This is a genomic window from Acidovorax sp. YS12 (assembly GCA_021496925.1).
In the GTDB taxonomy this organism is placed as follows: Bacteria; Pseudomonadota; Gammaproteobacteria; order Burkholderiales; family Burkholderiaceae_C; genus Paenacidovorax.
On record CP053915.1, the window covers coordinates 554,311 to 567,044 of the forward strand.

Consider the following 12,734-nt stretch of genomic DNA (forward strand, 5'->3'; position numbering starts at 1 on the left):
CTTCCAGCGGAAGAGGTCAGTAGTGTCAGTAGCAAGGAACGGAAGGGTCGCGCTCCAGCGCCCAGGCGTGGATGCCCCCGGCGATGTTGGCGACCTGCGCGAAGCCCTGGTGCGCAAGGAAGGCCGCCACCTGCATGCTGCGGCCGCCGTGGTGGCACAGGCAGGCCACCGGGCGATCCGGGTCGAGTTCGCCCAGCCGCACCGGCAGCACGCCCATGGGGATGTGCACGAAGGCGAAGCCGCCGGGCCGCACGCTGGCGGTTTGCAGCTCCCAGGGCTCGCGCACGTCCAGCACCAGCGGCTCGGTGCCGCTGGCTGCGCGGGCCTGGGCCAGCCAGGCTTCGAGTTCGTTGGGGCGGACCTGCGCAATCATGCTCAGAACGTGAAGCGCGAGGGTTCGGCGAAGCCCTGCAGGCGCGGCGCCACGGTGTCCCACGGCTGGGTGGTCTCGAACTGGCTGCCCGTGCGGCGCACGAAGGTGGCGCGCATCATCGGCTCCTGGCCCACGATGGCGCCCAGGCGCCCGCCCTCGCGCAGCAGCGCGAGCAGGCCTTGCGGCACTTCGGCCACGGAGCCGCTGAGCAGGATGACGTCGAACGGGCCGTCGGGAATCGGGTCGCGCGCGCCGTCGGCCTGGCGCACGTCGGCGTTCTGGATGCCGGCGCGGCGCAGGTTTTCGCGCGCGGTCTGCGCCAGGGCGGGGTCGATCTCCAGCGACACCACGCGCTCGGCGCGGCTCGCCAGCAGGGCGGCCATGTAGCCCGAGCCGGCGCCGATCTCCAGCACGCGGTCGGTGGGCTGCACCTGCAGGTCCTGCAGCAGGCGGGCCTCGACGCGCGGCGCCAGCATGCAGTGGCCCAGGCGCAACGCCTCGTCGGCCTGGCCCAGCAGGGGAATTTCCATGTCCATGAACGCCATGCCGCGGTAGGCCGCGGGCACGAACTCCTCGCGCGGCAGGCGCGACAGCAGGTCGAGCACTTCGCTGTCCGACACGTCCCAGGGGCGGATCTGCTGCTCGATCATGTGGTAGCGGGCCACCGTGGTCAGGTCATCGGGGTGGGTGGCGGTGGTGTTCAGGGGCAGGCTCATGGCGTTCTCCAGGCGGATGTGGGCAGGTGTGGGGGAGGTGAGGACAAACCCTTGAGTTTAATGGGCCTGGCCGCTGGCGCCGCCGCCATGGCCCAGGCGCCGGCGCACCCATTGCGCCAGATCGTCCATGTAGCAATAGACCACGGGCACGACCACCAGGGTCAGCAGCGACGAGGTGACGACCCCGCCGATGACCGACTGGCCCATGGGCGCGCGCTGCTCCGAGCCTTCGCTGAGGGCGAAGGCCAGCGGCACCATGCCGAAGATCATGGCCAGCGTGGTCATCAGGATGGGGCGCAGCCGCACGCGCGCGGCCAGCAGCAGGGCCTGCTCGCGCGGCAGGCCGGGCACGGTCTGGCCGGCGTCGTCGTGGTGCTCCTCGCGCGCGCGGATGGCGAAGTCCACCAGCAGGATGGCGTTCTTGGTCACCAGGCCCATGAGCATGACCACGCCGATGATGGAGAACATCGACAGCGCCGAGCCGAACATCATCAGCGCCAGCACCACGCCGATCAGCGTCAGGGGCAGGGCGGTCATCAGCGCCAGCGGCTGCAGGAAGCTCTTGAACTGGCTCGCCAGGATCATGTAGATGAAGACGATGGCCAGCACCAGCGCCGACAGCGCGTAGCCGAACGATTCCTGCATGTTCTTGGTCGAGCCGCCGAACTGGTAGCGGTAGCCGGGCGGGAAGGCCACGGTGTCGAGCACGCGGCGGATGTCGGCCGAGATCTCGCCCACCGAGCGCTGGTCGGCGTTGCCGTTGATGGCCACCTCGCGCATCAGGTCGCGGCGGTTGATCTGGTTCGAGCCGGTGGTCTCGCGCACGCTGGCCACCTGGTTCAGCCGCACGATGCGCGTGCCGCCATCGGCGGCGGCCAGCGCGAAGGGCAGGCGCTCCAAATCTTGCGGCTGGTTGCGCGCCTCGGGCGCCAGGCGCACGTTCACGTCGTAGGTCTGGTCGTCGGCGGCACGCCAGTTGCCCACGGTCTGCCCGGCCACCAGCGTGCGCAGCGAGGCCGCCATGGAGGCCACGGACAGCCCCAGGTCGGAAGCGGCGTCGCGCCGCACCTCGACGTCGATCACGGGCTTGTCGGGCTTGAGGCTGGAGTCGAGATCGACCAGCCCGGGAATGTCGCGCAGCTTCGCCGTGACCTGCGCCGTGAGGCGCTCCAGCTCCTTCAGGTCCGGGCCCTGGATGGAGAACTCGATCTGCTTTTGCCCGCCCACGGGGTCGAGCAGGCCGACGTGGGTCACGGTGATGCCGGCCACCGCGCTCAGGCGCTCGCGCAGCACGACCGACATGGCGTCCACGTTGCGCGTGCGCGCCTTGCGGTCCACCAGGCGCACGTAGACGCTGGCGTACATCTTGCCCTGGGCGCTGCCGGTGTTGATGGTGGTGAGGGTGTAGCGCACTTCGGGCAGCTCGCGCACCAGCGCCTCCACCTGGCGCGCCTTGGCCTCGGTGGCCTCCAGCGACGAACCCACGGGGGTGTAGAAGTTGATGGTGGTTTCGGAATAGTCGGCTTTGGGCACGAATTCCGTGCCCAGCAGCGGCACCATGAGCACGCTGACCACGAAGATCGCGGCGGCCAGCGCCAGCGTGGCCAGCTTGTGCGCCAGCGACCAGCGCAGGATGCGCTGGTAGAACTCCGCCAGGCGCTCGGTGGCGCCGTCGAACCAGCCGGTGACGCGGCCGATGGTCTTGTCGTACAGCGTGCGCGGTGCGCCGCCGGGCTGGCCGTGGGCGTGGATACTCGGGTCGTGCCAGATGCTGGAGAGCATGGGGTCGAGCGTGAAGCTGACGAACATCGAGATCAGCACCGCCGCCACGATGGTGATGCCGAATTCGTGGAAGAACTTGCCGATGATCCCTTCCATGAAGCCGATGGGCAGGAACACCGCGACGATGGACAGGGTGGTGGCCAGCACCGCCAGGCCGATTTCCTGCGTCCCGTCCATGGCCGCCTGGTAGGCCCCCTTGCCCATCTGCACATGGCGCACGATGTTCTCGCGCACCACGATGGCGTCGTCGATCAGCAGGCCCACGCACAGCGACAGCGCCATCAGCGTGATCATGTTCACGGTGAAGCCGAACCAGTGCATGAACAAAAAGGTGCCGATCAGCGCGATCGGCAGCGTCAGCCCGGTGATGACGGTGGAGCGCCACGAGTTGAGGAACAGGAAGACGATCAGCACCGTGAGCAGCGCGCCCTCGATCAGCGTCTGGCGCACGTTGTCCACGGCCACGCGGATCGGGCGCGAGCTGTCGCTCACGGTCTCCAGCCGCACGCCGGGCGGCAGCTCGGCCTGCATCTCGGCCACGGCCCGGTTCAGGCCATCGACGACCTCGATGGTGTTTTCGTCCTGCGACTTCTGCACCGACAGCATCAGCGTGCGCGCGCCGTTGAACAGCGCCAGGCTCTCCAGCTCCTGCGCGCCGTCGTTCACCCGCGCCAGTTGCTCCACGCGCACCGGCGCGCCGTTCTTGCGCGCGACGATGATGCGGCCGAAATCCTCGGGGCGCTGCATGCGCGCGTCGATTTGCACCACGCGCTCCTGCGCCAGCGAGCGGATGGCGCCCAGCGGCAGGTCCTGGTTCTCGTTGCGCACGGCGGCGGCTACCTGGTCCGGCGTGATGCCGAAGGCTTCCAGCGCGCGCGGGTCGAGGTAGATGTTGATCTCGCGCTTGGTGGCGCCCACCAGGTTCACGGCGCCGACGCCGCGCACGTTCTCCAGGCGCTTCTTCAATGTCTGGTCGGCCCAGCTCGTCAGTTCTACCGCGCTGAGCGGCGTGCCGCGCGCATCGTCGGGCAGCACGGCCATGGTCCACACCGGGCGGCTGGCCGGGTCGAAGCGCACCACGCGCGGCTCCTTCACCTCGGTGCGCAGGTTGGGGCGCACGGTGGCGACCTTCTCGCGCACGTCCTCGGCGGCCTTGCGCCCGTCGATGTGCAACTGGAACTCGATGATGACGACCGACGAACTCTCGTAGCTGCGCGAGGTGACGGCCTTGATGCCCGCCACCGAGTTCACGGCCTCCTCGATCTTCTTCGTGACCTCGCTCTCCACGATCTCGGGCGAGGCGCCGGGGTAGTCCACCATGACCACCACTACCGGGAAGTCGATGTTCGGGAACTGGTCGACCTTCAGGCGCTGCAGGGCGAACAGGCCCAGCACCACGAAGGCGAGCATCACCATGGTGGCGAAGACGGGGTTGCGCAGGCTGACTTTGGTGAACCACATGGCGGGGGCGCTTTCGTCGGCGGGAAGTCAGCGGGAAATCTGCACGGCCGTGCCTTCACGCAGCGCGCCGAGCGCGCCGGTGGCGATCAGCGCGCCTTCGGCCAGGCCTTCGGCCGCCACCCAGGTGGCGCCCTCGTGCTGCGCGCGCGCGCCCAGCCGCACGCCGCGGTGCGCGATGCGGCCGTTTTCCACCGCCTGCACGTAGGGCAGCGGCTTGTCGGTGCGCACGGCTTCCAGCGGCACGGCCAGTACCTCGGCGCGGCCCGTCTCCAGCGTGCCCTGCACGAACAGGCCCTGGCGCAGCACGGGCACCGCCGCGCCCGCGCGGCTGGTGTCGATCTCCAGGTACACCGGCACGGCGCGGCTGCCCGCCTGGGCGCTGGGGTTGATGCGCACCACCGTGGCTGCCACCGGCAGGGTACTGCCCTCGACCTGCAGGCGCGCCTGCTGGCCCACGCGCACCTGGGCCGCGTCGGCGGGAGCCACCAGCGCCTCCAGCTCCAGGCGCGAGAGGTCCACCACCTCCACCACGCGGGCGTCCACCGCCAGGCGCTCGCCGCTTTGCGCCAGGCGCTGTGCCACCTGGCCCGCCAGCGGGCTGCGCAGGGTGGTGTCGTCCAGTGCCTTGCGTGCCACGTCGGCGGCGGCTGCCGCCGCCTGGTAGCTGGCCTGGGCCGCCTGCAGGCTCGATTGCGCAGCCTCCAGCGCCGTGGCCGAGATGAAGCCCTGCGCCACCAGGGCGCGGTTGTTGGTGTACTGGCGCTCGTTGATGGCCACCTGGGCCTTGGCCGCGTCGGCCTGCTGCTGCGCCTGGCGCAGGCGGGCGGCGCTTTCGGTGGGGTCGATACGCGCCAGCACCTGGCCCGCGCGCACGGTGTCGCCCTCGCGCACCGCGAAGTCCTGCAGCTCGCCGGCCACACGCGCCTTCACCACCGCCGAGCGCAGCGCCCGCAGCGTGCCCGAAACGGGCAGGTCCAGCGCCAGGGCCTGGCGCTGCACGGCGACCGTCTCGCCGGGCTGCAGCGCCAGCACGGTTTCGGCGCGTTGCTGCGTGGATTGGGCCAAGGCCTGCTGCTGGGCCTTGCGCGCCGACATGGCGCGCCACGCGCCGCTGCCCAGCAGGCCGATCACGATGGCTGCCGCCACCCAGGGGATCCAGCGTTTCATGGAAGGGTTGTCAGAAAGTGGGGGGAGGGGAGGAGGGCGGCTGGCTGGCGCACAGCCCGTGGAGCATGTTGTCGACCTGCACGCGGATGTACTCCTCGGGCGTCAGGCCCAGTTCGTCGGGCACGCACATGCCGACGGAGTGGCGCCAGGTCATGAGGAAAATCATGGGCGCCAGCACGATGTAGATCGCGTAGTCGAGATCGACGGCGCGGAATTCGCCGCTGTCCATGCCGCGGCGCAGGATCCGGCGAATGAGTGCCAGTCCCGCCTCGATCACTTCCTGGCGGTAGAACGACGCAACCTCGGGGAAATTGCCGGCTTCGCTCAGGACCAGCTTGGTGATGCCCGAGGCCTTGGTGGAGCCGATGCGCTCCCACCACACGAAGAAGCAGTAGTGCAGCAATTCGCTGGAGCTGCCCTCGAAGGTCTGCATCTCCAGCTTCCATTCGTCGAAACGGCCGGCGATGTTGTGGCGCACCACGGCCTTGAAAAGCTCCAGCTTGCTCGGAAAGTATAGGAACAGCGTGCCCTTGGAGACGCCGGCCCGCGCAGCCACTTCCTCGACGCGCGTGGCGGCAAAGCCTTTCTCCACGAACAGGTCGAGCGCCGCGTCGAGCAGTTCGCCGGGGCGCGCTTCCTTGCGGCGGCTGCGCTTGCCCGATTCGGCGGAAGGAGGTGGGGTGGGAGTGGACACTGTTTTTAATGACTGACTGGTTAGTAATATTAGCCCGCAAGCGGGCCGGGCGTCAACGCAAAGGCGCTACCCGTGTGTCCGAAAAGCGCTACGGCTCGACCGCCCGCACCGCAGGAAGGCGCACCGCCGCCATGCCTGAACCTGACGACCAAGCGCACGCGCAAGCGCGAGTTCCTGGCGGAAATGGAGCGTGGGGTGCTCTATTGCAAAGTGCGGCGCGTGAAAAGGGATAGCATTCCTCTTGTGCAGTCTTATTGCTTGCTTTACTGAAGGAGAAAAGCCATGTTCAAGCACATTCTGGTTCCCGTGGATGGCTCCGAGACCTCGACCAAGGCCGTGGCCAAGGCCGTCGGCCTGGCCAAGGTTTTTGGCAGCGTGGTCACGGTGCTGTATGTGATCGACCCCTATCCCTTCACCGGCGTGGGCGCCGATTTCGCCTATGGCCAGGCCCAGTACCTGAGCGCGGCGACGGCCGAGGCGAACCAGGCACTGGATGAGGCCAAGAAGGTGTTCGAGGACGCTGGCGTGCAAGTGAACACCCTGGTGGGCGAGGGCCATGCCGTGCACGAGGGCATCGGCCGCGTGCTGTCGAGCGTGGACGCCGACCTGATCGTCATGGGCTCGCACGGCCGCCGCGGGCTGGAGAAGCTGATGCTGGGCAGCGTCACCCAGCGCGTGCTGGGCGTGGTGCACGTGCCGGTCCTGGTCGTGCGTGATTGAGGCGGTTCTTTTCCGCAAACGGCAACGGCTCCCTCGGGAGCCGTTGTTCATTGGGGGGGCCGTTCAGCGCGACAGCAGCCGGGCCAGCCAGCCTTTCTTCTGCTGGCGCTGCTCCAGCTCCTGCAGCAGCTCGGCCTTGAGCCGCTCCCTTTCCGCCTGCTCGTTGCCGCGCGCCATGCGCAGGTAGGTCTTGGCGGCATCGACGTAGCCGTGGTCCTCGTTGCGGATGTGGTTGAACAGCCAGCGTGACAGCATGCCGTGCAGTTCGGCGGCCACGTCCTCGCCGGCGTCGAAGCGGGTCTGCATCTCGGACACGCGGCGCGTGAACAGCTCGTGCACCTTCTTGTGCGGTCCGGCGAACATGTAGCCCGCGTTCTCGATCAAGGTTTCCTCGAAGACGAAGTGCGAGAGGGTGTAGTCCACCATCTCGCCGATCACGTCGCCCAGGGCTTCCCGGTCCGGCGATTCGCGCAGTTCGTAGAGCTTGTTGATGTAGTCCACGATGCGCCGGTGCTGCCGGTCGATCTCGTCGATGCCGGTATCGAGCTCTGGTACCCAGGCCAGGATTGCCATGGAGTTCTCCAAAATCCAAAGATATTCTGGAAGTATGGAAGCCGTGTGACAGCCGTGTCTTGATGCACATCACGTTTGCTGCACTGCACACGTCAAGTCCATCCTGGCCTGGCAGGGCGTTACATGCGCTCGAAGATCGCCGCGATGCCCTGGCCGCCGCCGATGCACATGGTCACCAGCGCATAGCGGCCCTGGATGCGCTGCAGCTCATACAGTGCCTTGACGGTGATCACGGCACCCGTGGCGCCGATGGGGTGGCCCAGCGAGATGCCCGAGCCGTTGGGGTTGACCTTGGCGGGATCGAGCCCCAGGTCCTTGCTCACGGCGCAGGCCTGGGCGGCGAAGGCCTCGTTGGCCTCGATCACGTCCAGGTCCTGCACCGTGAGGCCTGCCTTCTTCAGCGCCATCTGCGTGGCCGGCACGGGGCCGATGCCCATGTACTTCGGATCGACGCCCGCGTGCGCGTAGGCCACCAGGCGTGCCAGCGGCTTGGCGCCGCGCGCCTGGGCGGCCTTGGCGTCCATCAGCACCACGGCGGCGGCGGCGTCGTTGATGCCCGAGGCGTTACCCGCCGTCACCGTGCCGTTCTCCTTCACGAACACGGGCTTGAGCTTGGCCATGTCTTCCAGCGTGGCGTTGGCGCGGAAATGTTCGTCGGTGGCGTAGGCCACCTCGCCCTTCCGGCTCTTGAGCATCACGGGCACGATCTGCTCCTTGAAGTAGCCCGCCTCGGTGGCCTGCTGCGCGCGGCGGTGGCTCTCCACTGCCAGTTGGTCCTGCTCCTCGCGCGTGATGCCCCATTTGGCGGCGATGTTCTCGGCCGTCACGCCCATGTGGATGGTGTGGAACGGGTCGTGCAGCGCGCCGATCATCATGTCGATCATCTTGGTGTCGCCCATGCGCGCGCCCCAGCGGCTGGCGAGGCTGGCGTAGGGCGCGCGGCTCATGTTCTCGGCGCCGCCGCCGATGGCGATGTCGGCATCGCCCAGCAAAATGGCCTGCGAGGCCGAGACGATGGCCTGCAGGCCCGAGCCGCACAGGCGGTTCACGTTGAAGGCGGGCGTGCCCTCGGCGCAGCCGCCGTTGAGGGCGGCCACGCGCGAGAGGTACATGTCCTTGGGCTCGCTGTTGACCACATGGCCGAACACCACGTGGCCCACGTCCTTGCCCTCGACGCTGGCGCGCGCGAGGGATTCGCGCACCACGGTGGCGCCGAGTTCGGTGGGGGGCACGTCTTTGAGACTGCCGCCAAAGGTGCCGATGGCGGTGCGCACGGCGCTGACGACGACGACTTCACGGGTCATGGTTTCTCTCCTGTCGAGGGTGGTGGGTTGCAAGGAAAATCAGGCTCCAGCCCTTGCGTGGCAAGCGCTGGCAGCTATCGAGGGCATAGCGTTCTCACGGCTGGCGCACGTCGGCCACCGGCTCCGCGCCAAAGTCCGGGCGCTGCAGCCAGGCCAGCACGCGCGCGGCGGCGTCGTGCGGCGAGGTGAGCATGCCCGTGGCCTGCAGCTGGGCGAAGTTGGGCTGGTTCGGAAAGGCCGCATGGTCTGCGCCGCGCAGCTGGACCTGCATGCCGGTGTCGATGACCCCCGGCGCCAGCGCGCACACCCTGGCCCCATGGGGCTTGGCCGCCTCGTCCAGCGCCAGGCAGCGGGTGAAGTGGTCCATGCCCGCCTTGGCCGCGCAGTAGGCGGACTGCGAGGCCATGGCCCGGCGCCCCAGGCCCGACGAAATATTCAGCACCTTGCGCGGCACGGCCCAGCCTTCGGTGGCGGCGAGGAAGGCGGCGGTGAGCTGCATCGGCGCTTCCAGCCCCACGCGCAGTGCGTGGGCCAGGCCGGCCAGGCCCTCGGCATCGGCGCACTGCGCCAGTGGCGCGATGCGCGGGATCACGCCCGCGTTGTTGATGAGCGTGGCGCTGGCGTAGGCGCTGTCGGGCTGGGCGTGGAGCCAGTCGGCCAGGCGGCGGGCAGCGGTCGCGCCGTCGGCCAGGTCCAGCGTCCACTGCGCCAGCGTGGCGCCCTCCGGTGCCTTGAGCGCGGGGCTGGCGTTGCGCGCCATGCAAATCAGGCTGTGGCCGGGTTGCAGGAGCTGCTGCGCCATGGCCAGACCCATGCCGCGCGAGCCGCCGGTGAGGATGTAGAGATGCAGAGGCATGGGGCAATGGTAAACGCGCGCCGCCCAGGCGCTGGCACGCGGGCGGCGCCGGGCATCGCGGGCACATTCCGCTTGGCCGGATTTCTGCGCTTTTGCTCCTGAAAAGAGAGCTATTAGCGCTTTACTATAAAGGCTTAGAGGCCTGTTTCGCCAAAATCCGGCGGCAGCGCGAAGCGGCAGTCCTGGCCGCCCATGGGGTGGGCAAAGGCCAGCGCGCAGGCATGCAGCAGCAGCCGCGGCGCCATGGCCTGCGTGGCGGCGTCGGCGTACAGCGTGTCGCCCAGGATGGGGTGGCCGATGCTGGCCAGGTGCAGGCGCAGCTGGTGCGAGCGGCCGGTGAGCGGCTCCAGGTCGAGCAGCGTGACACCGCGCGCTGCGTCGTGGCGCACGCTGCGCCAGCGCGTCTGGCTGGGTTTGCCGTGTTCCCGGTCCACTTTCTGCAGGGGGCGGTTGGGCCAGTCGGCGATCAGCGGCAGGTCGACCAGGCTCCAGCCGCTAGTGCCCGCGGCACTGGCATCCGGCCGGGGCAGGCCGCGCACCACGGCCTGGTAGCGCTTGTCCACGCGCCGTTGGGCGAAGGCGTCGCCCAGGCGGCGCTGGGCCTCGGGGTGGCGCGCCATGAGCACCAGGCCTGAGGTGGCCTGGTCGAGCCGGTGCACCACCAGGGCGCCGGGCCAGCGCGCCTGGGCGCGGGCGCTCAGGCAGTCCTGCTTGTCCGGGCCGCGCCCGGGCACGCACAGCAGGCCGGGGGGCTTGGCCAGCACCAGCAGGTCGCTGTCCTGGTACAGGCATTCGACGCCGCCGGGCGGCGGCGCACCGGCCGGGTCAGGGCGCGTCATGCAGCAGGCGGTCCACGGTGGCGCACAGCTCGTCCACGTCGTTGGGCTTGTGGATCAGCGCGCGCGCGCCGGCGGCCAGCGCGGCCTGCTCGATCTCGGTGGTGACGTAGCCCGAGGCCAGCGCCACGGGCAGGTCGGCGCGGATGGTGCGCGCGGCGTGCAGCAGGTCCACGCCGGAGTAGCCGGGCATGTTGTAGTCGGTCACCAGCAGGTCGTAGCGCTGCGGGTCGGCCTGCAGCGCGGCGGTGGCCTCGTGCGGGTCGGTGAAGCCGCTGACCTGGTAGCCGCGCCGCCCCAGCAGGCGCTTGACGAGGAAGACCAGCGCCTGGTCGTCGTCCACGTACATCACGTGGTGCTGGCGCGCCGAGGCGGGCGGGCTGGCCAGTGCGGGCGCGGCGGGCGCCGGCGCGGGCAGGGCGCGGGCCTGCTCGGCCTCGGACGCCACCGGAAAGTACAGCGTGAAGCACGCGCCTTCGCCCGGGCGGCTGTGCACGTCGATGCCGCCGCCGTGGCTGCGCATCACGCCATGCACCACGGGCAGGCCCAGGCCGGTGCCCTGGCCCACCGGCTTGGTGGTGAAGAACGGCTCGAAGATGCGCGAGAGGGTGCCCGCGTCCATGCCCGGGCCGCTGTCGCGCACGTCCAGCGCCACGTAGGCGCCCAGGGACAGGCCCAGGCGCTCGCACTGGCGCTGGTCCAGGTGCACCTGGCTGGCCTGCATGAGCACGCTGCCGCGCGCGTCGCCGATGGCGTGGACGGCGTTGGTGCACAGGTTCAGCAGGGCCTGCTCGATCTGCGTCACGTCGGCCAGCACCGGGGGCAGGTGGGCCGGGGCCTGCACCTGCAGGTCGATGGTGGGCGGCAGCGTCACGCGCAGCAGGCGCTCGGTGTCGTGCATGACCTCGGCCATGCGCACGGCGCCGCGCTGCAGCGGCTCGTTGCGGCTGAAGGTGAGGATCTGGCGCACCAGGTCGCGCGCGCGGCGCCCGGCCTTCTCGATCTCGCGCAGGCTCTCCAGGATGGGCGACTGCGGGTCCTGCGCCAGCGCGTCGCCCTTGGCCAGCTCGACGTTGCCCAGGATGGCGCTGAGGATGTTGTTGAAGTCGTGCGCGATGCCCCCGGCCAGCGTGCCCATGGCCTGCATCTTGTGCGACTCGCGCAGTTGCACCTCCAGCTCGCCGCGGCGCTCCTCGGCCTTCTTGCGGCCGGTGAGGTCGCGTGCGAACACGGTGGTGGTCTCGCCCTCGCTGTGGCGCTCGAACGAGACGCTGACCTCCACCGCCAGCTCGCGCCCGGCGGCGGTGCGCGCGGTCATCTCGCCCAGGATGGCCTGGGTGGCGAGCTGGTTCAGCTCCAGCGCCCGCGCCGCCTCGGGCAGGAAGCGCTGCAGCGGGCTGCCCAGGGCGTCGCTGGTGGCGCACTGGAACAGCGCCGCCGCCGTGGGGTTGAACACGGTGATGCGCTGGTGCTGGTCGACGCAGATGATGGCGTCCAGCGCCGAGTTGATGACGGCCTCCAGGCGCCGCTCGCTGGCGTGCAACTGCTCGTTGCGCTGCTGCAGCGTCTGGCGCTCGGCGATCAGCGGGCCCTGGTCGATCACCGCGCACAGGTACTGGCGCAGCGGCAGCAGGCTGCCTTGCTGGGCCTCGATGCAGGCGATGTGCAGGTCGCCCGTCATGCGCGCGTGCTCGCCGATGTTGAACACCACCTCGGAAGTGTCGGCGCGCCCCTGCGTGCGCGCGGTGAGGAAGGCGCGGCGCACGCGCTCGGCGTCGGCCTCGCTGACGAAGGGCATGAGCGAGATGAGGTGCGGGTCGCGCTCGGTGGGCTGGAACGAGCGGTGCGCCATGGAGTTGGCCTGCACCACCATGTCGTGCTCGTCGATCACCATCAGCGCCAGCGGCACGCTGGAGAACAGTGTCTCGAAGCGCTCGGACGCACTCTCGGCCGAGGCCTGGCTGAAGCGCAGCACCTTGTTCTGCGTCTCCAGCTCGAACTGGTAGTTGCGCAGCTCGTTCACCAGGTCGTCCATCGGGTCGCGCGGGCGCCTGGGCGGGCGCGGCGCCAGCGGGTCGTCTCCGGCCAGGGGCTGCTCCGGCTCCGGCTCGTCGGGCGTCCAGTTCTGGAACAGGAAGGAAAGGTCGGGGCGGCTCATGGCGTGGAGCGGGGATGGCGCTGGGCGGTTCGGTTCGTTGCAGGGATTGTCTCCGAGAACGCCCGGTGCCTGCGGCGCCAGGCCGCGGGGGCAA

General features: G+C 69.6%; 11 protein-coding genes. 1 reads left to right on the top strand and 10 read right to left on the bottom strand.

The genetic code is table 11. The annotated features are described in order from the left end of the window. Positions 1 to 25: 25 nt before the first annotated feature. The 5 genes from YS110_02640 to YS110_02660 are packed head-to-tail and all read right to left on the bottom strand — an operon-like array spanning position 26 to position 6,193. Positions 26 to 373, bottom strand: a complete 348-nt coding sequence (locus tag YS110_02640) for a sulfurtransferase (protein UJB63735.1) — start codon at positions 371 to 373, stop codon at positions 26 to 28. Between the two features lie 2 nt (positions 374 to 375). Next, positions 376 to 1,089, bottom strand: a complete 714-nt coding sequence (locus YS110_02645) for a protein-L-isoaspartate O-methyltransferase (protein ID UJB63736.1) — start codon at positions 1,087 to 1,089, stop codon at positions 376 to 378. 57 nt (positions 1,090 to 1,146) lie between these two features. After that, the gene (locus YS110_02650; protein UJB63737.1) at positions 1,147 to 4,332 is read right to left on the bottom strand and encodes an efflux RND transporter permease subunit; all 3,186 of its coding nucleotides are present in this window, start codon (positions 4,330 to 4,332) and stop codon (positions 1,147 to 1,149) included. A gap of 27 nt (positions 4,333 to 4,359) precedes the next feature. Then, positions 4,360 to 5,499: an efflux RND transporter periplasmic adaptor subunit gene (locus tag YS110_02655; GenBank protein ID UJB63738.1), complete on the bottom strand. Its 1,140-nt coding sequence runs from the start codon at positions 5,497 to 5,499 to the stop codon at positions 4,360 to 4,362. A gap of 10 nt (positions 5,500 to 5,509) precedes the next feature. Next, positions 5,510 to 6,193, bottom strand: coding sequence for a TetR/AcrR family transcriptional regulator (locus YS110_02660; protein UJB63739.1), 684 nt, complete (start codon positions 6,191 to 6,193; stop codon positions 5,510 to 5,512). A 282-nt stretch (positions 6,194 to 6,475) separates the two neighbouring features. Here YS110_02660 and YS110_02665 point away from each other — a divergent pair, with 282 nt between their 5' ends. Then, positions 6,476 to 6,913 carry a universal stress protein gene (locus YS110_02665; protein UJB63740.1) on the top strand — a complete coding sequence of 146 codons (438 nt, stop codon included), beginning with the start codon at positions 6,476 to 6,478 and terminating at the stop codon, positions 6,911 to 6,913. 63 nt (positions 6,914 to 6,976) lie between these two features. Here the strand turns inward: YS110_02665 and YS110_02670 are convergent, their stop codons facing one another. From YS110_02670 to YS110_02690, 5 genes are all read right to left on the bottom strand, one after another. Next, complete coding sequence (locus YS110_02670) at positions 6,977 to 7,486, bottom strand: bacteriohemerythrin (GenBank protein UJB63741.1); 510 nt, start codon at positions 7,484 to 7,486, stop codon at positions 6,977 to 6,979. A 119-nt stretch (positions 7,487 to 7,605) separates the two neighbouring features. Then, complete coding sequence (locus tag YS110_02675; protein UJB63742.1) at positions 7,606 to 8,790, bottom strand: acetyl-CoA C-acyltransferase family protein; 1,185 nt, start codon at positions 8,788 to 8,790, stop codon at positions 7,606 to 7,608. Between the two features lie 94 nt (positions 8,791 to 8,884). Further along, positions 8,885 to 9,646: an SDR family NAD(P)-dependent oxidoreductase gene (locus YS110_02680; GenBank protein ID UJB63743.1), complete on the bottom strand. Its 762-nt coding sequence runs from the start codon at positions 9,644 to 9,646 to the stop codon at positions 8,885 to 8,887. Between the two features lie 134 nt (positions 9,647 to 9,780). Next, a complete protein-coding gene (locus YS110_02685; GenBank protein ID UJB63744.1) occupies positions 9,781 to 10,485 on the bottom strand; it encodes an RluA family pseudouridine synthase in 705 nt (234 codons plus the stop codon). Next, complete coding sequence (locus YS110_02690; GenBank protein UJB63745.1) at positions 10,472 to 12,640, bottom strand: response regulator; 2,169 nt, start codon at positions 12,638 to 12,640, stop codon at positions 10,472 to 10,474. Before YS110_02690 ends, YS110_02685 begins: the two co-directional genes overlap by 14 nt. Positions 12,641 to 12,734 lie beyond the last annotated feature (94 nt).

What these genes read in the sequence shown, in the direction of transcription:
- YS110_02640 (UJB63735.1), bottom strand. Translation starts at nt 373, where the DNA reads ATGATTGCGCAGGTCCGCCCCAACGAACTCGAAGCCTGGCTGGCCCAG.
- YS110_02670 (UJB63741.1), bottom strand. Translation starts at nt 7,486, where the DNA reads ATGGCAATCCTGGCCTGGGTACCAGAGCTCGATACCGGCATCGACGAG.
- YS110_02645 (UJB63736.1), bottom strand. Translation starts at nt 1,089, where the DNA reads ATGAGCCTGCCCCTGAACACCACCGCCACCCACCCCGATGACCTGACC.
- YS110_02690 (UJB63745.1), bottom strand. Translation starts at nt 12,640, where the DNA reads ATGAGCCGCCCCGACCTTTCCTTCCTGTTCCAGAACTGGACGCCCGAC.
- YS110_02675 (UJB63742.1), bottom strand. Translation starts at nt 8,790, where the DNA reads ATGACCCGTGAAGTCGTCGTCGTCAGCGCCGTGCGCACCGCCATCGGC.
- YS110_02655 (UJB63738.1), bottom strand. Translation starts at nt 5,499, where the DNA reads ATGAAACGCTGGATCCCCTGGGTGGCGGCAGCCATCGTGATCGGCCTG.
- YS110_02665 (UJB63740.1), top strand. Translation starts at nt 6,476, where the DNA reads ATGTTCAAGCACATTCTGGTTCCCGTGGATGGCTCCGAGACCTCGACC.
- YS110_02685 (UJB63744.1), bottom strand. Translation starts at nt 10,485, where the DNA reads ATGACGCGCCCTGACCCGGCCGGTGCGCCGCCGCCCGGCGGCGTCGAA.
- YS110_02650 (UJB63737.1), bottom strand. Translation starts at nt 4,332, where the DNA reads ATGTGGTTCACCAAAGTCAGCCTGCGCAACCCCGTCTTCGCCACCATG.
- YS110_02680 (UJB63743.1), bottom strand. Translation starts at nt 9,646, where the DNA reads ATGCCTCTGCATCTCTACATCCTCACCGGCGGCTCGCGCGGCATGGGT.